The organism is Sphingobium sp. FG58 (genome assembly GCF_057809055.1).
Genome location: NZ_JBMDJF010000001.1, coordinates 143745 through 160299 on the forward strand (window position 1 = coordinate 143745; position 16555 = coordinate 160299).

Here is a 16555-nt window from a genome sequence, read left to right on the forward strand (position 1 = left end):
GCCGGTCATGTTGCAAGCGCGGCGTAGAATTCGCGCGTTAAACCGGCCTGTCGACGCGCTGAGTCGTTGAACGGAGGCTTAACCGAGCCACGAAAATGCCTTTTCACAAGCATTTGATAATGATTTGGGGCGGATAGGCCCAATCGGTTCGTCGCTGCGAGGAACCATGTCGTCCCGGCGGCGACATGGCGAATCTCATCCGCCATGATGCGGCGCAAAAATCTGGCGGACGCAAAATCCCCTGCCCCCTCGAACCGTTCGACCGTCGCAGGCGTAATGTCGAGCGCGCGGGCTTCCAGCACCATCGGCACGATCGCCAGCCGGGCAAGCACGTCATGCGCGGTTTCCTCCGCCGCCTGCCACAGCCCGTCATGGGCGGGCAGCGCGCCATAATGGCTGCCGCACTGGCGCAGCCGCCGGTCGAGCAGGGCGAAGTGCATCGCTTCTTCCGCCCCGACCTGCATCCATTCATCCGTGAAGGCGGTGGGGAACTGATCCCCGAAGCGGCCGATCAGGTCGAAGGCCAGGTCGATCGCGACAAATTCGATATGGGCGAGCGCGTGGAGCATGGCGATGCGGGATCGCTCCGACCCCATCTTGCCGCGCCGGGGCATTTGGCCGGGATGCAGCAATATCGGCGCGTCCGGGCGCGCGGGCTGGTCGGGCATTGGCACATCGAAACGATGCGCCAACCGGCCCAGCCGCCACGCCCGCGCCACCGCGCGCGCGGCCATCACCTTGGCATGGGGATCGGCGGTCAGCAGGACATGGCGGCACGCCGCGCCGACGCTATCGGGCAGGATCAAAGCGCCCTCGCCGCCTCCAGCACCTCGGCGGCATGGCCCTTGACCTTCACCTTGGGCCAGACCCGCGCGATGGTGCCGTCCGCGTCGATCAGGAAGCTTGCCCGCTCGATCCCCATATATTTGCGACCATAGAGCGACTTTTCGACCCATGTGCCGAACGCCTCGCAGGCGTCGCCCGGTTCGTCCGACGCCAAAGTGACGGTCAGGCCATATTTGTCGGCGAATTTCTTGAGCTTGGCGGGCTTGTCCTTCGACACGCCGACCACCGGCACGCCGATCGCGGCAAAGTCGCTGGCCAGTTCGGTAAAATCCTTCGCCTCATTGGTGCAGCCGGGCGTATCGGCCTTGGGGTAGAAATAGACGACCACCGGCTTGCCGCGATAGCGGGCCAGGGTGAAGTCCGCGCCATCACTATCCTTGAGCGCGACGTCGGGTGCGCTGTCGCCTTGTACCAGCATCATATGTCCTCCTGATAGGGCGCAGCGAGCGCGGCCCAGGCTTGGCCTATGCTTTGCCGCGCCTTGGCATAGCTTTCAAGCAGACTGTCCCAATGGTCAGCCCCGCAAGCCCGCGCGACCAGCGGACGGGTCGCTTCGGGCGGCTCTGTGGACGAAGGCGACACCAACCTGGACACAATCAGATAGCGTGTGATGAGGTCATGGGCGACGATGAGGTCAGCGGGCAGATGCCCCGCGGTGACCAGCATCGCCAGCGCCTTGCCAAGGTCGGGATCAAAGGCCGTGCCGTAACGGAATTGGGTGATGTGGATCAGAAATTCGAGGTCGACCAGACCGCCCGGCACCAGCTTGACGTCCAGCTCGCTTGCGGGCGGCTTGTGGGTGGCGATGTCGCCGCGCATCTTGACCGCCTCTTGCGACAGATCATTGATATTGCGGTCTTTTTCCAGTGTTTCAGCCAGAATAGCGGCCAGCGCCGTGCGCGCTTGCGGCGACCCGAATATCGGCCGCGCCCGCGTCAGCGCCAGATGCTCCCACGCCCAGGCCTCCTCGCGCTGATATTTGGCGAAACTGTCGAAGCTGACCGCCAGCAAGCCCTGCGCCCCGGACGGGCGGAGCCGCGTATCGACCTCATAGAGCGGGCCGGACGCGGTATGGACCGACAGGGCGTTGACGATACGCTGCGCCAGCCGGTTGAAATATTGGGTCGCGCCCAGCGGTCTGGGACCATCGGATTCGGCGCGGAAATCGCCGGTGAACAGGAAGATGACGTCCAGATCCGACGCATGGGTCAGCACCCCGCCGCCCAGCCGCCCCAAAGCGAGGATGACGATCTCGCCGCCCGGCACCTTGCCATGGGCCGCCTCGAACTCGGCCACGGTCCCACCCGCCAGCGCCTCGATCGCCGCCTCCGCCACCCGGCCATAGCCGCGCCCGGCCTCCAGCGGATCGCCGCCCCGGATGATCTGCGCGCCCAGCGCAAAGCGACGATCGCCCACCCGCTGGCGCACCCGGTCGAGCAAGGCCTGATAATCCTCGCCCGGCTCCAGCGCCGCCAATTGCGTTACCAGCACATCGACAGGCGGCGGCGGATCGAAGGCGGTAGCGTCGATCAGCCCGTCGATCAGCTCCGCCCGCCGCGCCAGCGCATCGGCCAGCGTCGGCGCATGACTCAATATCTCCGCCAGCAGCGCGACCAGCGCCGGGCGCGCGGCCAGCAGCTTGAAGAAGTTGATCGCGCTGGGCAGCCGCCCGATCATGTCGTCCAGCCGATTGAGCGCGCGCGACGGATCGGGCGCGGTCGCCAGCGCGCGCATCAGGCCGGGCAGCAGGCTTTCCAGCGCCTCGCGCGAAGGACCGCTGCGCAGCGCGCGCACCTTTCCGCCACGCCAGTGGGCGATCCGCGCCAGCGCGGTTTGCGGATCGGCAAAGCCCATCTCGGCCAGTTGCGCCGCCAGCAACGCCTCATCCTGCGACAGCGAGGCATCGTCCTGTTCCGGGCTGAGCCGGTCATAATTGCGCCCGACCCATTCGACCTGGGGCCGCAGCAGGTCGAGCAGCGCGTCGCCATCGGCCAAACCGTGCAGCCGCGCGACATTGTCCATGGCGACGGCTGATTTGGGCAGCTCATGGGTCTGCAAATCCTCGACCATCTGGAGCCGATGTTCGATGGTGCGGAACAGGATGTAAGCCTCGTCCAGCCACGCCGCGGTATCAGGCTCGATCACGCCTGCCTGCGCCAGCGCGGCCAGCGCCTGCCGCGTATTGCCCGATCGCAGCGCCGGATCGCGCCCGCCATGGATCAGCTGATGCACCTGCGCGAAAAATTCGACCTCGCGAATGCCGCCGCGCCCGCGCTTCAGGTCATAGCCCGGCCCGAACGCCTGCCCCTGCGCATAATGGTCGCGAATCCGGCGGCTGATATCGACGATCGCGTCGATCGCGCTGAAATCCAGATGCCGCCGCCAGACGAAGGGGCGAATCTGGCGCAGGAAATAGTCGCCCAGCGGCAAGTCGCCCGCCGCCGCGCGCGATCGGATGAAGGCGGCCTGCTCCCAGCCCAGCGCGGTCGATTCATAATAGCCGATCGCCGCCTCCACCGGCAGCGCGATCGGCGTGGCTTCGGGCGAAGGGCGCAGGCGCAGGTCGACGCGGAACACATAGCCGTCAGCATCACGGGCCGTCAGCAATTCGCTCATCCGCCGCCCGATTCGGACCGCTGCATCGGCAGGATCTTCGCGTGGCCCATGCGGCAGGGTGGTCGGGTCATAGAGCAGGATCGGGTCGATATCCGACGAATAATTGAGTTCGCGGCTGCCATGTTTGCCCAGCGCCAGCACGACAAAGCCCTTATGCTCGGCATCGGGATAGCGTTCGGCCATGGCGGCGGCCAGCGCCTCCTCCACGGCGGTATCGGCGAAATCCGACAGGGTGCGCGTCACCCGGTCCAGCCCCCAGGCCCCCGACAGGTCAGCCGCCGCCGTTACCAGCGCGATCCCCGTGCGCCGCCGCCGCAACGACCGGGCGACGCCATCCTCCGGTCCGCCCAGCCCCTGCGCCACGGCGAGCGCCGCGTCCATGTCACCGGTGGCCAGCGCATCCGCAACCTGCGGATAGCGATCCAGCGCGCGCGTCAGGAAGGGCGAATGGCCGCGTATCCGTGCCTGCGTTTCGGGCCAGTCCGTCACCTTCGTCTCTCCCCTTGCGGCGGGCTTGCTTTGGGGCGCTATCGCTTGGGCTTGCGACGAACGCCAGAAACTTTTGTGCGCGCCGTCCGTTCTTACTGACATGGAAATGCAGCGCAAATCTTCCGGCCGATCGGCACCGGGTCGCAAGAGCGGCGACGGGCGGATCGTGACCGTCGCGCTTCCCCTGCCCTATGAGGGCTTGGGTAACGCCCTGCGCTCCACTTATGCGCCACCGCGTGACGCTCTGCCCGACGACATGACCGCGCTGCTGGCGCGGCTGGATAAATTCGGCCAAGTATAGGGCCGATCAGCGCAGCTTTTTGTTTACCCATTTTGACTATTGTTGGCAAAGCCGTCGGCCAGCAAGAAGTCAAAGCCATGATGTACCGCAATTTCGCCATTGCCACCGTGATCGTCGCGCCGCTAATCGTGCTGGCGGTGCAGAGCATTATGCCCAAGCCGCCAGAACCCGCGCCTGTGCAGGGCATCGCTGACGCCCCGCCGCCGGTCCCCGTTCCTGTGGCACCTCCCGTCGCCCCGCCATCGACAGACGCAAGCGCGCCGGGTTTCGGTCAACCCGTGGCGCAAGCGGGCCAGCCGATGCTGGCCCCCGGCGCTGGCCTGCCTCAAACGACCGTCGCGCCTATGGTCGAAACCGATCAGATGATTACCCCGGACGCAGCGCCGCCCGGATCACCCAACGCGGAATAAGCGTCAGACCGATCCCTTGAACGTATCGCACTGGGCGGGATCGCCGGTCGACAGCCCCTTGCGCAGCCAGGCCATACGCTGGGCGCTGCTGCCATGGGTGAAGCTTTCAGGCACAGGCCGACGCCCCGCCGCCTTTTGCAGCGTATCGTCGCCAATCGCCTCGGCCGCCCGCATTCCTTCTTCCAGGTCGCCCGCCTCCATTAAATTGGTGTCGCGCGCCGCCCAGACCCCGGCATAGCAGTCGGCCTGCAATTCCATCTGCACCTGGAGCGCATTGCCTTCGGCTTCCGACGCGCTCTGCTGCGCCTTGCGAATCCGGTCCGCTTGTCCTGTGATCGTCTGGATATGATGGCCCACCTCATGGGCGATGATATAGCCGATCGGGAAATCGCCCGGCGCGTTGAAGCGGCTCTCCATTTCGTTGAAGAAATCGGTGTCGATATAGATGCGCTGGTCGGCCGGGCAGTAAAATGGCCCCATCGCCGCCTGCGCCGCGCCGCAGCCCGACTGGCCGTTCTGGCTGTAGAATACCAGCGTTGGCGGCGGATATTGCTCGCCCGACGCCTTGAATATCTCGTCCCAGCGGCGCTCGGTCGATCCCAGCACTTTGAGCGACGTTCGCTGAATGTCGGTCAGTTCGGTCGTCGCAGGGCGCTGCGTCTGGACCGGCTGGCCGCCGCCACCCCCGCCGCCGATCAGGCTGAGCGGATTGATGCCCATCACCACCATGATGATCAGCGCCACGGCAATGCCGCCGCAGCCAAATTTGCTGCCGATCAGCGGCAGCAGCATACCGATGCCGCCGCCCAGGCCGCCACCGCCGCCGCCCCGGCCGTCCTGCACCTCGAAATGGCTGCTTTCCTGTTCGTCGTCGAGACGCATGACGCCCTCCCTGTTTAGGCCTCTGCCTACCCGATTCACGGAATGCTGCAAACCGCCGGGATGGCCAGAGGGTTGCGCACAAAGCAAATTTTATCTGGCGACATAAAGTTGGATTGCCGTCGGCAAAGACTATATTGCGCTGCATCATGGATAATCAGCCCAAGCCCCTCCGCCGCGCCCGCACGCCTTTGCCCCTGCCCCGCGAAGTCGCGCTGCTGCTTCAGGGGGGCGGTGCGCTCGGTTCCTTCCAGTCGGGCGTCTATGAGCGGCTGGACGAACTGGGGGTCGATGTCAGCTGGGTTGCGGGCATTTCGATCGGCGCAGTCAATGCCGCGATCATCGCGGGCAACCCGCCGCACCGGCGGATCAGCCGCCTCAAGAAATTCTGGTACACCGTGTCCGGCGGGATGCCCAATATTCTGCTGCCCGACATCGACCATATACGCGAGATTGCGCATCTGGCCGCCGCCGGCACGGTCGCGACCTTCGGCGTGCCGGGCATGTTCCGCCCGCGCCTGTGGCCCGCGACGATGATGCCAGAAGGATCATCCGGCGCGATCAGCTTTTACGACAGCGCGCCGCTGAAGGACACGCTGGACGCCTGTATCGACTGGGATCTGCTGAACGACGGGCCAGTGCGGCTGTCGGTCGGCGCGGTCGATGTGGAGACCGGCAATTTCGCCTATTGGGACACGCGCGGCCCCGGCGGCAACACCCGGATCGACGCGCGCCACATCATGGCGTCAGGCGCGCTGCCGCCCGGCCTTCCGCCGGTCGAGATTGACGGGCGCTGGTATTGGGATGGCGGCATCGTGTCCAACACCCCGCTGGCCCATGTGCTGGACCATCAGACCGAAGATATGCTGGTGTTTCAGGTCGACCTGTTCCCCGCCGAAGGGCCGATGCCGCGCCAGATGACCGACGTCTATTCGCGCGCCAAGGATATCCAGTTTTCCAGCCGCACCCGGCAGGTGACCGACCAATATCTGCGCCTGCGCCGCGAGCATGGCGCGATCAAGGCCTTGCTCGAAAAACTGCCACCCGAACTGCGCAACGAGCCGGAAGCGCAGACATTGCGGGACATTATGGATGGCGGATCGGTCAATATCGTTCACCTCATCTACCGCAGCCGCAACTGGGAAAGCGGCGCGAAAGACTTTGAATTTTCCCGCGCCACGATGCTGGACCATTGGAGCCAGGGCCGCGACGCAGTGGAGGAAGTGATGCACAAGGGCGACCTGATCGCCCGCAACATTTTGAACGGCAAGAGCGCGACCTTCGACCTCGACGCGCCCGATCATCTCAAGGAGAAAAAGGCATGAGCAAGGCTTTTACGGGCAAGACCGCCCTGATCACCGGTTCGACCTCCGGCATTGGCCTGGCCTATGCCAAGGCGCTGGCGGGCGAAGGCGCGAATGTCGTCATCAACGGCTTTGGCGACAAGGATGCGATCGAGCAGGAGCGGCTGGGGCTGGAGGCGCTGAGCGGCGCGAAGGCGCTCTATAGCGGCCATGACCTGACCAAGCAGGACCAGATCGAGGCGATGATGGCGGAGGCGGCGACGGCCTTTGGCGGGGTCGATATATTGATCAACAATGCCGGGATGCAGCATGTCGCGCCGGTCGAGGATTTTCCGGTCGACAAGTGGAACCTGATCATCGCGCTGAACCTCACCAGCGCATTCCACACGACGCGGCTGGCGGTCCCCTATATGAAGGGCAAGAAATGGGGCCGGATCATCCAGACAGCCAGCGCCCATTCGCTGACCGCCTCCCCGTTCAAGAGCGCCTATGTGACCGCCAAGCATGGCCTGGCCGGTTTCACCAAGACCGTGGCGCTGGAAGTCGCGACCTTCGGCATCACCGCCAACTGCATTTCGCCCGGCTATGTCTGGACCCCGCTGGTGGAAAACCAGATCCCCGACACGATGAAGGCACGCGGCATGACCCGCGAGCAGGTGATGAACGACGTGCTACTGGCGGGCCAGCCGACCAAGCAGTTCGTGACGGTCGAACAGGTCGCGGCGATGGCGATGTTCCTGTGCAGCGACGCCGCCGCCAACATCACCGGCGCGAATATGAGCATCGATGGAGGATGGACGGCGCAGTGACGCGCCGCCCTGACTGATTTTTGGCGCGCGATGGCTTTACCTTGATCCGTTCGTCCCCCGCCTTCGCGGGGGCAGGCTCTGAGTAGCCGCTGACCCCGGACTTGATCCGGGGGGCGTATCGAAGGATGCGTATGGACGCGATGCTTCGATACTTGAACAGGTGAACCATCCCCCGGATGGTTCAGGATCGTCCGGGGGACGATCCGACCTGTTCAACTTCGACTTCGCTCAGTCCCTACTCAGCACGAACGGATGTTATGCAAGCTAAAGTCGTCGCGCTCTAAGTCGCCTTCGGCTCCAGCAAGCGCAGGACCGATTGCAGGCCGTCCTCGCTGGCGGTGGCCAGCGGCAGGGGGCGATCGGGCAGGCCGTCATGCTGGCTGTTGAGGAACAGGATCGCAGCAGGCGCGCCCAGCTTCTCGATCGCGATGCGGGTGACGCGGCCCTGCCGTTCGGCTTCGGCCGGGGACAGGCGCACCGCATTATGCGGGATGAAGCGTCGGCCCGGCGCGGTACGGTTGGAGGCTGGGGCGGGCTGAACGGGGGTGTCGGTCGTCATCTTGTCAGCTTTTCAGCGTCACGATGCCGACCGGGCCGGGCTTGGTCGACGGGTTGGACGCATTGGCCTTGGGCGGCTTTTCCGCCTTGGGCTTGCGGGTTTCGCGGCTCGATTTTTTCTGACTTTTGGCCATGATCTGGGTCTTTCAGTTTGCGGACGTGGACGGCTGTTGCGCAGCGTTCAACGCGGCTTCGGCATCATCCTCGGCACGGAATTCGGCGGCGATCGCTTCGTCCTCCGTTTCCACCGTGCGGGTCGCGCGGCGGCGTTCGGCGCTGGCGGCCAGCTTGGCTTCGCGGCCCCAGGCATTGGCGGCGGCAACCGCGACGCGGCGGGCGTTGGGCAGGGTTTCGGACAATGAACGGGCGTGATGGATCGACTGCTGGGCAAGGCAGAAGGCGGATGTCTGGGCCATGGAGCAGGCTCCTTTGCACGAGGAAATCGAGATATCGGGGCGACAGGGGGCGCTTCGTCGGACGCGCGCGGGTCAGTCATGTCGCAAGGGGGGCGGACGATCATGAGGCCGCGCAGTGCGGCGGATCGTTCCTTTCACTTGTGAAATAGGTTGGATCGCATGACTTTACAAGGGCCGGTGCTTTTTCATCGCCCGCCACGCTACCCCCCTTTTACAGACGTAGAATCCCCTTATGCTGCGGGCAACCAAGGGAGACTTCATCATGCGCCATGCGCTCACGGCCATATTGGCCGCCGCCAGCCTGTCGTCCATCGCTACCGCCCAGACCGAACCGACGGCTCCAGCCCCCGCACCGACTGCGCCGCCGCAAAGCGCGATCGGCGCGACGATCGCGAAGGATATGGACGGGCTGATGACGCTCTACCGCGATCTTCATGCCAATCCCGAACTGTCGGAGCAGGAGGTGAACACCGCCGCCAAGCTGGCCAAGCGCCTGAAGGCCATGAAGTTTGACGTGACCGAGAAGGTCGGCGGCACCGGCGTCGTGGCGGTGATGAAGAACGGGTCCGGCCCGGTGCTGCTGATCCGCGCCGATATGGACGGCTTGCCCGTGGTGGAGCAGACCGGCCTGCCCTTCGCATCGAAGGTGCGGACCAAGACCCCCGAAGGCGTGGAGACCGGCGTGATGCACGCCTGCGGCCATGACACGCATATGACCGCCTTCATCGAAACCGCGAAGCTGCTGGCGGCGGCCAAGGACGATTGGAAAGGCACGCTGGTGATGATCCTCCAGCCCGCCGAAGAGGTCGGACGCGGCGCGCGGCTGATGCTGGAGGATGGGCTTTATACCCGTTTCCCCAAGCCGACCCACGCCATCGCTTTTCATGACGCGGCCAATCTGGAGGCGGGCAAGATCGGCTATACGCCGGGCTATGCGCTGGCCAATGTCGATAGCGTCGACATTTTGGTGCGGGGCGTCGGCGGCCATGGCGCCTATCCGCAGACGACCAAGGATCCGATCGTGCTGGGATCGCGGATCGTGGGGGCGCTCCAGACCTTGGTGAGCCGCGAGCAGGAACCTTCCGACCCGGCGGTCGTGACGGTGGGCAGTTTTCAGGGCGGGGCCAAGCATAATATCATCCCCGACGAGGCGAAATTGCTGCTGACGATCCGCAGCTATTCGGACGAGACGCGGGCCAAGCTGATCGAGGGGATCAAGCGGATTTCGCGCGGCGAGGCGATTGCGGCAGGGGTGCCGGACGACCGGATGCCCGTGGTGACGGTGAAGGACGAATTTACGCCCTCCACCTATAATCCACCCGAATTTGCCGAACAGATGGCCGGCGTGCTGAAAGCCCATTTCCCGCAAGACCAGGTGGTCAAGACCCCGGCAGTGATGGGCGGCGAGGATTTCGGCCGCTTCTATCGCGCGGACAAGAGCATCAACAGCTTCATCTTCTGGGTCGGCGGCGTGCCTGCCGACAAGATGGCGGCGGCGCAGGCCGGACAGGCAACCCTCCCCTCCCTCCACAGCCCCTTCTGGGCGCCGCAAGCCGACAAGGTAATCGGGTCGGCCAGCGAGGCGATGACCGTGCTGGCGCTGGATATATTGAAGAAGGGGTAGGAGGGTCGATTTACTCAGTGACTCCACGTCCTCCCCTGCAAGGGGATCGTTGCGAAATTCGGTTCGCCTTACAAATCTTTGTCATTCCCGCGAAGGCGGGAATCCATCTCCTACCTTATCGTCTTGATCTTAGGTCAGGAGATGGATCCCCGCCTGCGCGGAGATGACGTGAAATTCTATGGATGGTGATTTTCGCAATGATCCCCTTGCAGGGGAGGAATGCCAAAAATGCGCGACCAATGATCCGATGCAATATTGGCCAACAGGATCAGTCCATCGCCGAACGCAGCCCCAGATGCTTGACGAACGGATCGAAATCGCGGTCGCTGTAGAGCAGTGCATGGTCGTCATCGAGGCAGCGGGTGGCGATCAGCGTGTCGATCGTCTTGCGGACGGTGACGCCCAGCGCGCGAAGGTGGCGGAAATGGCGGGCGGCTTCGATCGCCACGTCCGTCCCGCCGATGGGGATGACATCCATGGTCAGCAACAGCCGCCGGACGCGATCAAATTCGCGGGCGGCGGGGATGCCCTGCAATATCTCGGTCAGGATGAGGTCGCCGACCAGTAAAGGCTCCCGCCCCAGCAGCCCATCGAGCCGGTCGGCCTGCGCTGTCGGGATGCCGCGGAAATAGTCGATCCAGACGCTGCTATCGACCAGGATCATGGATCGCGGCGCATGGCGTCGAGATCACCGTCCCACGACACGGCACCACGAAGCGACCGCAATTCGGCCTGCTCGGTCAGGCGCACAAGGGTACGAAGCCCTTGTTCTACCGCCTCTTTCTTGGTCTTGATCCCGGTCGCCTGCATCGCACGGGCCATCAGATCATCGTCAATCACGATATTGGTGCGCATCATGTGTATCCATTTATGGATTTATACACATATGACGTCGGTCGCCTGCTGACAAGGGTGAGGTGCGCCTATTGCGGCCGATGCCCCTTGCGCCATTTGGTCCACAGGTGCCGGGCCAGCATCAGCGGCGGCATCCGCAACCAATGAGAGCGTAGGAAGAAGGCGAACACCAACGCCTTGCGGGTCTCGCGGCCCCAGCCGTCGCGGGCCAGCAGCCGGGCGCCGATCAGGCGGTCCCATAAAGTCAGGCGCGCGCCGGGACCGTAGAGCGCGGCAGCGAGGCGTTGTGCCTGCCGAACATGGGGACCCAAGCCATGCCGGGCGGCGCGGGTCGCCACTATGTCCGGGTCAGTGTCGGCCAGCAGATGATAGATGTCCCACAGGTTGCGCAGGCCACCCTGCAAATCGCCATCGGCCAGCATATGGGCGACGGCATGGACGACGCGATCTTCGGGGGACAGGACGTAAAGGCCATCGGCCAGCGGCACAGCGTCGGCGATCATCGCGGCGGCGTCCGGGGTCTGGCGCGCGGTCAGCGGCAATATCGTGTGATGCACGTCGATCATCCGGTCGCGCGTGGCGTGGATCATCGGCGGCAGTTCGTGCATCCACTGGCGATAATAGGCATCGTCATAGGGATCATCCTTCACCCATTCCCAGCCTGCCGCGATCAGCGCCTGTTCGACCACCGCCATCGCCTCCACCGGGACGAGGATATCGAGATCGCCGATGAAGCGGCCCTGCCCGGCCTTCAGCCCGGCAGCGGCATAGGCGGTGCCTTTGAGCAGCACGACACGGACGCCCAAAGCCCCAAGCGCCTGCGCCGCGCGATCGGCTTCCCACAAGGCTTGCCGCGCCTCGCGGGCAGCGTCGGCCCGCGCGTCGGACAGGATCGGCGTGACCGCTGGTGGCACCATGACCCCATCAAGCCGAAAGGCCAGCGTCCCGATCAGCCGTTCGGCGCGCGCGGCGGCGATCAGGCTGTTCCAGCCGGATGCGTCCAGCGCCGCGACGGACGCAGGATCGCGCAGCGTCCGCACCAGCAGCGCGGCGCTCATGTCCGCTCCTCCCACAGCCGTTCGACCATGGCGATCGCCTCCTCGCCGGTCGGGAAGTCGATGGCGCGGGCGGGAACATCGCGGACGAAACGGGTCAGCGCCGTGAACGCCGGTTCGCCCAGTGCGACATAATTGGTCGAGGCTTGCGTCAGGCGCATGAAGATTTCCGCCTGACCGACGGCGCGCATATCGGCGGCATGGCCGAAGCGGGGGAAGAGCAGCAGTGCGGGCATCGCCCCCTGCCCCATGCGCGCGACCGCATCATGGCGGGGGACCATATGGCGAATATCGCCCTTGGCGGTGGCGGCGAGCAGCGGTCCCATGCGCGCCTCCCCGACTTCGCCCACCACCACGTCGATCGCGCGATTCTTGAGGCTGACGAGGCGGGGAAAGGGCAGGATCGCGCCGCTATCAAGGTCCAGCAAGGCAAATTCGTCGCCCATGAAGCGCCAGCCGCGTTCGCCAAGCAAGGCGGCCAAGGTCGATTTGCCGGAGCCGGACTCGCCGGTCATCACCAGCACGCGGCCATCCTTCTCCACGCTGGAGGCATGGAGCAGCAAATGCCGCCGCCAGCCCAGCGCCATTTGCAGGTTCATGCCCATTTCCGCCGCCAGCAGGCCATGGGCCAGGCTCATCGGCGCAGCATCGGCCAGGCCATGGTCGCCGGTGATGAAGATCGAGGGGCGAATGAAGCGGCGCACAAGGCTGGTCGGCTGGAGCCGGACGGTGAAGTCGGCAATCGCGTCGGTCGGTTGCGGATAGGCGGCGTAGAGGCTGGCCAACTGCGCGATCGGCGCGGGCCAGGCAGAGCCGATGCGAAATGTCGCCGGGCCGATGCGCAGGGTCAGTTGGTGCCTCATGCCGGGCGCACCAGACCGAGCGCCACCAGCGCGTCGAGATGGGCGGCGATTTCGCGCATGGCGTCGTCCGCCGGGCCAAGGTCGAAGCTATGCGCCAGCCGGTCGTGAATCTGCGCGACGCTGGCGGGGTTGCCGTCGGCCAGTTCATCGAGAATTTCGGGGACCGGGCTGATCACCATATGGGTCTGGCCCGACCGGGGATGATAGAGCAGCACGATATCGTCGAGCGCGCAGGCGGTCACCGCGTCCGCCCCGTCCCGCCGATAGAGTTTCGTTGCTGTCACTCTCTGCCATCCCACTCAAATCACATGCGACCTGCTATGCGCTTCAACCGGTCGTCCTCTACAAGGGGATCATTGCGAAAATCACCATCCATAGAATTTCACGTCATCCCCGCGCAGGCGGGGACCCATCTCCGGACCTAAAATCAAGATGATAAGGTGGGAGATGGATTCCCGCCTTCGCGGGAATGACGAAGATTTGTTAGGCTATCCGAGTTTCGCAACGATCCCTTTGGCAAGGGGAGGACGACTCAACGCGGCATCTGGAGCGAGGCGTAGCAGGTGAAGCCGCTGGTGCCTGACTGAAGGCGGCGGATATAGTTGAGATAGGCCTGGTTCTGCTGATAGCTGGTGCCGGGCAGCGGTCGTCCCCGTAATGCTTGCTTGACCTGTTCGCCGGTGAAAGGGCGGCCAGTGCCAGGGAAGGCACCGGGCGTCCCGGCGGGAACCAGCTGGCCATTGGGGGCGATCAGATTGCCCGCCCGGCTGGCGTCCGGCACGGGTATCGTGCAGTTGAGGACCGAGGCAGCGGTGTTCGCCAGCGCCGGGCGGATCGACACGATCGCGGAGGCAGCCGCTGCACCGCCCATCAGCAGTTGGCGACGCGACGGCACGGCCAGATCGGGCGTATCGGCCTGCACAGCCGCTTCGGGCTGCTGGTCATCATCCTGTCCGGTCATCGGCTCGCTCATCTGATCCTGATCCGCTATCGGGCTTGCCAAAGCGTCATGATTGCACGCTATTGGGCCTGACATCGCAGCAAATACGCGACAAATCCAGTGCGGTAACCATGAATCGACTCAGTCTTTCCCAGATCATCGCGTCCTTCGCCGTCCTCTTGCTCAGCACGGGCGCTGCCTTGATGATGGGCGCATCCCCCTTTGCCATCGCGCTGCCGGTGTTGGCCGGGGTGATCGTCCTGGCCATCACCGCCGACGCGGGGACGCCACCGCCCGACGTGCCGGACGTGGCGATGGATGAGCCGGACCTGATCGACCATCCCGATTTCGCCAGCCTGCTGGAGGGAATTTCCGATCCGCTGATGCTGGTGGAGCGCGGGCGGATCGCGCGAGCGAACCGGGCGGCGCAGCGCCTGCTGGGCGCGCATATCGAGGGGGACGATGCGCGGATCGCCATCCGCCACCCGGCGGCTGCCGAACGGCTGGCGAGCCTGGCCCCGCTGGCCGAACCGTTCATGATCGAGCTGGTGGGGCTGGGAACGCGCGAGCAGCGCTGGCAGATGCGGGTGGCGCCGGTCGGTGCAGTGGCCGACATGCGCCGCCTCGTCCATCTGGTCGACCATAGCGGCACCCATGCCGCCGAGCGGATGCGGGTCGATTTCGTCGCCAATGCCAGCCACGAATTGCGCACGCCGCTGGCCGGGATATTGGGCTTTATCGAAACGCTGGCCGACCCCGAACTGGGCAAGGATGACGAGACGCGGCAGCGCTTCCTGAAAATCATGGATGGCGAGGCGCGGCGGATGCAGCGGCTGGTCGATGATCTCATCTCCCTCTCCCGAATAGAGGCGGAGAAATATCGCGCGCCGGACGCATCAGTCGATCTGGGCGAACTGGTCGCCGAAGCGGTCAATGTGTTCCGCTCCAGCCATGGCGAACGGGGCCGCGAAGTGGAGATGGAGGTCGCTCCGGGGCGGCAGGCGGTGCAGGGCGACCGGGCGCAGCTGTCGCAGCTGCTGCACAATCTGATCGGCAATTCGGTGAAATATGGCCGCCCCGGTACGCCGATCCGGGTGACGCTGTCGGAGGGAGGCAGCCGCATGTGCCGCCTGTCTGTGGCCGACGAAGGCGAAGGGATTGGCCCGGATCATCTGCCCCGCCTGACCGAACGATTCTATCGCGTCGATTCGGGGCGCAGCCGGGCGATGGGCGGCACCGGGCTGGGCCTCGCGATCGTCAAACATATTGTCGAGCGGCATCGCGGAAGGCTGGACGTGGCGAGCGTGCTGGGTAAGGGGACGACCGTTACCGTCTTGCTGCCGCTGATGCATGAGGCGGATGGCGGGCAGGTTTGACCAAAATGGCGGTCCTGTCATCATCGCCTTTTGCCATGTCATCAAACTGCAACCTGAATGTCACAATGCCGCGATGGAGCGGCCCTATAGCGCCGGTCAAAGGGGGCGGCGAACAGCGAATCGCGGCCTTGCATGATGGAGGTTCCCGTGAATAGATTCACCTTGTTCGCCGCAACGGCATTGAGCGTCGTTTCCCTGTCCGCCTGTGGCGACCAGAGCAGCGGCGGTGGCGCAGGCCAAACCCGCGACCAGATCCGCGCGGTCGGTTCGTCCACCGTCTATCCCTTCGCCACGGCGGTTGCCGAACTGTTCGTGCAGGGCAATCCCGGCATGAAATCGCCGATCATCGAATCGACCGGCACGGGCGGCGGCATGAAGCTGTTTTGTGCGGGCGTGGGTGCGCAGCATCCCGACATCGCCAACGCATCGCGCCGGATGAAGAAGTCCGAATTTGATATGTGCGCGGCCAATGGCGTCAAGGACATCATCGAAGTGCAGGTCGGTGTCGACGGCTTGGCCTTTGCCGAAGCCAAGAACGGCCCCGGCTACAAGCTGACCCCCAAGATCGTCTATGAGGCGCTGGCCGCCAACCCCTACGGCAAGGGTCCGAACAAGGCGGAGACGTGGAAGGATGTCGACCCCACCCTGCCCGCCATCGCGATTTCGGTGTTCGGCCCGCCGTCCACCAGCGGCACGCGCGATTCGCTGGCCGAACTGATCCTGGAAAAGGGCTGCCAGTCCGATCCGGCGATGAAGGAATTGAAGGACAAGAACGAGGACGAGTATAAAGCGACCTGCACCCGCGTCCGCGAGGACGGGAAATATGTCGATTCGGGCGAGAATGACAATCTGATCGTGCAGAAGCTGGGCGCGAACCCCAATGCGGTCGGCGTGTTCGGCTACAGCTTCCTGGAAGAGAATAAGGATACGCTCAAGGACGTGCCGATCAACGGTGTCGAGGCGACCTATGAGACCGTGTCGACCGGCCAATATCCCGGCGCGCGTCCGCTCTACATCTATGTGAAGAAGGCGCATATCACCGCCATTCCGGGCTTGCAGGGCTTCCTCAACGCCTTTGCCGCCAACTGGTCGCCTGACGGCGCGCTGACCAAGCGCGGCATGGTCGCTGCGCCCGAAGATGTGCGCAAGGCCAGTGCCGAAACGGTCAAGGCGCTGACCGTGCTTGACGGCTCCAAGCTGAAGTAAGGGCCATA

General features: G+C 64.8%; 20 protein-coding genes. 7 read left to right on the forward strand and 13 right to left on the reverse strand.

Going from position 1 to position 16555, the window contains the following annotated elements:
- Positions 1 to 5 precede the first annotated feature (5 nt).
- From ACODR8_RS00755 to ACODR8_RS00765, 3 genes are read right to left on the reverse strand one after another with little or no spacing between them, the layout of a single operon-like run.
- Positions 6 to 806 carry a ferritin-like domain-containing protein gene (locus ACODR8_RS00755; protein WP_489005549.1) on the reverse strand — a complete coding sequence of 267 codons (801 nt, stop codon included), beginning with the start codon at positions 804 to 806 and terminating at the stop codon, positions 6 to 8.
- Positions 803 to 1264 (reverse strand): thioredoxin-dependent thiol peroxidase, encoded by a 462-nt coding sequence (gene bcp / locus ACODR8_RS00760; RefSeq protein WP_489005817.1) that lies wholly within the window; start codon positions 1262 to 1264, stop codon positions 803 to 805. The genes ACODR8_RS00755 and bcp overlap by 4 nt, the downstream gene beginning before the upstream one ends.
- Positions 1264 to 3951, reverse strand: coding sequence for a bifunctional [glutamine synthetase] adenylyltransferase/[glutamine synthetase]-adenylyl-L-tyrosine phosphorylase (locus ACODR8_RS00765; protein ID WP_489005550.1), 2688 nt, complete (start codon positions 3949 to 3951; stop codon positions 1264 to 1266). Before ACODR8_RS00765 ends, bcp begins: the two co-directional genes overlap by 1 nt.
- Positions 3952 to 4057: 106 nt before the next feature.
- Here ACODR8_RS00765 and ACODR8_RS00770 point away from each other — a divergent pair, with 106 nt between their 5' ends.
- Both ACODR8_RS00770 and ACODR8_RS00775 read left to right on the forward strand, forming a co-directional pair.
- Entirely contained in the window at positions 4058 to 4252 is a 195-nt protein-coding gene (locus tag ACODR8_RS00770; protein WP_489005551.1) for a hypothetical protein, read from the forward strand.
- 77 nt (positions 4253 to 4329) lie between these two features.
- On the forward strand, positions 4330 to 4662 hold the full coding sequence (locus ACODR8_RS00775) for a hypothetical protein (RefSeq protein WP_489005552.1): 333 nt from the start codon (positions 4330 to 4332) through the stop codon (positions 4660 to 4662).
- A gap of 3 nt (positions 4663 to 4665) precedes the next feature.
- Here ACODR8_RS00775 and ypfJ read toward each other — a convergent pair whose 3' ends face one another.
- Complete coding sequence (ypfJ, locus tag ACODR8_RS00780) at positions 4666 to 5544, reverse strand: KPN_02809 family neutral zinc metallopeptidase (protein ID WP_489005553.1); 879 nt, start codon at positions 5542 to 5544, stop codon at positions 4666 to 4668.
- Between the two features lie 146 nt (positions 5545 to 5690).
- Between ypfJ and ACODR8_RS00785 the strand changes: the two genes are divergently transcribed.
- Positions 5691 to 6866 carry a DUF3734 domain-containing protein gene (locus ACODR8_RS00785; RefSeq protein WP_489005554.1) on the forward strand — a complete coding sequence of 392 codons (1176 nt, stop codon included), beginning with the start codon at positions 5691 to 5693 and terminating at the stop codon, positions 6864 to 6866.
- Positions 6863 to 7654: a 3-hydroxybutyrate dehydrogenase gene (locus ACODR8_RS00790; protein WP_119747338.1), complete on the forward strand. Its 792-nt coding sequence runs from the start codon at positions 6863 to 6865 to the stop codon at positions 7652 to 7654. The genes ACODR8_RS00785 and ACODR8_RS00790 overlap by 4 nt, the downstream gene beginning before the upstream one ends.
- A gap of 280 nt (positions 7655 to 7934) precedes the next feature.
- Here ACODR8_RS00790 and ACODR8_RS00795 read toward each other — a convergent pair whose 3' ends face one another.
- The 3 genes from ACODR8_RS00795 to ACODR8_RS00805 are packed head-to-tail and all read right to left on the reverse strand — an operon-like array spanning position 7935 to position 8628.
- Positions 7935 to 8213, reverse strand: a complete 279-nt coding sequence (locus ACODR8_RS00795; protein WP_489005555.1) for a hypothetical protein — start codon at positions 8211 to 8213, stop codon at positions 7935 to 7937.
- A 4-nt stretch (positions 8214 to 8217) separates the two neighbouring features.
- The gene (locus ACODR8_RS00800) at positions 8218 to 8346 is read right to left on the reverse strand and encodes a hypothetical protein (protein ID WP_275402215.1); all 129 of its coding nucleotides are present in this window, start codon (positions 8344 to 8346) and stop codon (positions 8218 to 8220) included.
- A 12-nt stretch (positions 8347 to 8358) separates the two neighbouring features.
- The gene (locus ACODR8_RS00805; RefSeq protein ID WP_489005556.1) at positions 8359 to 8628 is read right to left on the reverse strand and encodes a hypothetical protein; all 270 of its coding nucleotides are present in this window, start codon (positions 8626 to 8628) and stop codon (positions 8359 to 8361) included.
- A gap of 262 nt (positions 8629 to 8890) precedes the next feature.
- Here ACODR8_RS00805 and ACODR8_RS00810 point away from each other — a divergent pair, with 262 nt between their 5' ends.
- The gene (locus tag ACODR8_RS00810) at positions 8891 to 10252 is read left to right on the forward strand and encodes an amidohydrolase (RefSeq protein ID WP_489005557.1); all 1362 of its coding nucleotides are present in this window, start codon (positions 8891 to 8893) and stop codon (positions 10250 to 10252) included.
- A 268-nt stretch (positions 10253 to 10520) separates the two neighbouring features.
- Here the strand turns inward: ACODR8_RS00810 and vapC are convergent, their stop codons facing one another.
- The 6 genes from vapC to ACODR8_RS00840 form a co-directional block, all read right to left on the reverse strand.
- Positions 10521 to 10916, reverse strand: coding sequence for a type II toxin-antitoxin system VapC family toxin (gene vapC / locus ACODR8_RS00815; protein ID WP_489005558.1), 396 nt, complete (start codon positions 10914 to 10916; stop codon positions 10521 to 10523).
- Positions 10913 to 11110, reverse strand: a complete 198-nt coding sequence (locus ACODR8_RS00820) for a type II toxin-antitoxin system VapB family antitoxin (RefSeq protein WP_489005559.1) — start codon at positions 11108 to 11110, stop codon at positions 10913 to 10915. The genes vapC and ACODR8_RS00820 overlap by 4 nt, the downstream gene beginning before the upstream one ends.
- A 65-nt stretch (positions 11111 to 11175) precedes the next feature.
- Positions 11176 to 12165, reverse strand: a complete 990-nt coding sequence (locus ACODR8_RS00825) for a nucleotidyltransferase domain-containing protein (RefSeq protein ID WP_489005560.1) — start codon at positions 12163 to 12165, stop codon at positions 11176 to 11178.
- Positions 12162 to 13025, reverse strand: a complete 864-nt coding sequence (locus tag ACODR8_RS00830; protein ID WP_489005561.1) for an HprK-related kinase A — start codon at positions 13023 to 13025, stop codon at positions 12162 to 12164. The genes ACODR8_RS00825 and ACODR8_RS00830 overlap by 4 nt, the downstream gene beginning before the upstream one ends.
- Positions 13022 to 13309 carry an HPr-rel-A system PqqD family peptide chaperone gene (locus ACODR8_RS00835; protein WP_489005562.1) on the reverse strand — a complete coding sequence of 96 codons (288 nt, stop codon included), beginning with the start codon at positions 13307 to 13309 and terminating at the stop codon, positions 13022 to 13024. Before ACODR8_RS00835 ends, ACODR8_RS00830 begins: the two co-directional genes overlap by 4 nt.
- Before the next feature lie 248 nt (positions 13310 to 13557).
- The gene (locus ACODR8_RS00840; protein WP_489005563.1) at positions 13558 to 13998 is read right to left on the reverse strand and encodes a hypothetical protein; all 441 of its coding nucleotides are present in this window, start codon (positions 13996 to 13998) and stop codon (positions 13558 to 13560) included.
- Between the two features lie 98 nt (positions 13999 to 14096).
- Between ACODR8_RS00840 and ACODR8_RS00845 the strand changes: the two genes are divergently transcribed.
- The gene (locus tag ACODR8_RS00845) at positions 14097 to 15341 is read left to right on the forward strand and encodes a sensor histidine kinase (protein ID WP_489005564.1); all 1245 of its coding nucleotides are present in this window, start codon (positions 14097 to 14099) and stop codon (positions 15339 to 15341) included.
- Positions 15342 to 15476: 135 nt separating this feature from the next.
- Complete coding sequence (locus ACODR8_RS00850) at positions 15477 to 16547, forward strand: substrate-binding domain-containing protein (RefSeq protein ID WP_489005818.1); 1071 nt, start codon at positions 15477 to 15479, stop codon at positions 16545 to 16547.
- Positions 16548 to 16555: the final 8 nt, after the last annotated feature.

What these genes read in the sequence shown, in the direction of transcription:
- ACODR8_RS00795 (WP_489005555.1), bottom strand. Translation starts at nt 8,213, where the DNA reads ATGACGACCGACACCCCCGTTCAGCCCGCCCCAGCCTCCAACCGTACC.
- ACODR8_RS00775 (WP_489005552.1), top strand. Translation starts at nt 4,330, where the DNA reads ATGATGTACCGCAATTTCGCCATTGCCACCGTGATCGTCGCGCCGCTA.
- ACODR8_RS00820 (WP_489005559.1), bottom strand. Translation starts at nt 11,110, where the DNA reads ATGATGCGCACCAATATCGTGATTGACGATGATCTGATGGCCCGTGCG.
- vapC (WP_489005558.1), bottom strand. Translation starts at nt 10,916, where the DNA reads ATGATCCTGGTCGATAGCAGCGTCTGGATCGACTATTTCCGCGGCATC.
- ACODR8_RS00790 (WP_119747338.1), top strand. Translation starts at nt 6,863, where the DNA reads ATGAGCAAGGCTTTTACGGGCAAGACCGCCCTGATCACCGGTTCGACC.
- ACODR8_RS00840 (WP_489005563.1), bottom strand. Translation starts at nt 13,998, where the DNA reads ATGAGCGAGCCGATGACCGGACAGGATGATGACCAGCAGCCCGAAGCG.
- ypfJ (WP_489005553.1), bottom strand. Translation starts at nt 5,544, where the DNA reads ATGCGTCTCGACGACGAACAGGAAAGCAGCCATTTCGAGGTGCAGGAC.
- ACODR8_RS00850 (WP_489005818.1), top strand. Translation starts at nt 15,477, where the DNA reads ATGGAGGTTCCCGTGAATAGATTCACCTTGTTCGCCGCAACGGCATTG.
- ACODR8_RS00810 (WP_489005557.1), top strand. Translation starts at nt 8,891, where the DNA reads ATGCGCCATGCGCTCACGGCCATATTGGCCGCCGCCAGCCTGTCGTCC.
- ACODR8_RS00805 (WP_489005556.1), bottom strand. Translation starts at nt 8,628, where the DNA reads ATGGCCCAGACATCCGCCTTCTGCCTTGCCCAGCAGTCGATCCATCAC.
- ACODR8_RS00800 (WP_275402215.1), bottom strand. Translation starts at nt 8,346, where the DNA reads ATGGCCAAAAGTCAGAAAAAATCGAGCCGCGAAACCCGCAAGCCCAAG.
- ACODR8_RS00845 (WP_489005564.1), top strand. Translation starts at nt 14,097, where the DNA reads ATGAATCGACTCAGTCTTTCCCAGATCATCGCGTCCTTCGCCGTCCTC.
- ACODR8_RS00825 (WP_489005560.1), bottom strand. Translation starts at nt 12,165, where the DNA reads ATGAGCGCCGCGCTGCTGGTGCGGACGCTGCGCGATCCTGCGTCCGTC.
- ACODR8_RS00830 (WP_489005561.1), bottom strand. Translation starts at nt 13,025, where the DNA reads ATGAGGCACCAACTGACCCTGCGCATCGGCCCGGCGACATTTCGCATC.
- bcp (WP_489005817.1), bottom strand. Translation starts at nt 1,264, where the DNA reads ATGCTGGTACAAGGCGACAGCGCACCCGACGTCGCGCTCAAGGATAGT.
- ACODR8_RS00770 (WP_489005551.1), top strand. Translation starts at nt 4,058, where the DNA reads ATGCAGCGCAAATCTTCCGGCCGATCGGCACCGGGTCGCAAGAGCGGC.
- ACODR8_RS00785 (WP_489005554.1), top strand. Translation starts at nt 5,691, where the DNA reads ATGGATAATCAGCCCAAGCCCCTCCGCCGCGCCCGCACGCCTTTGCCC.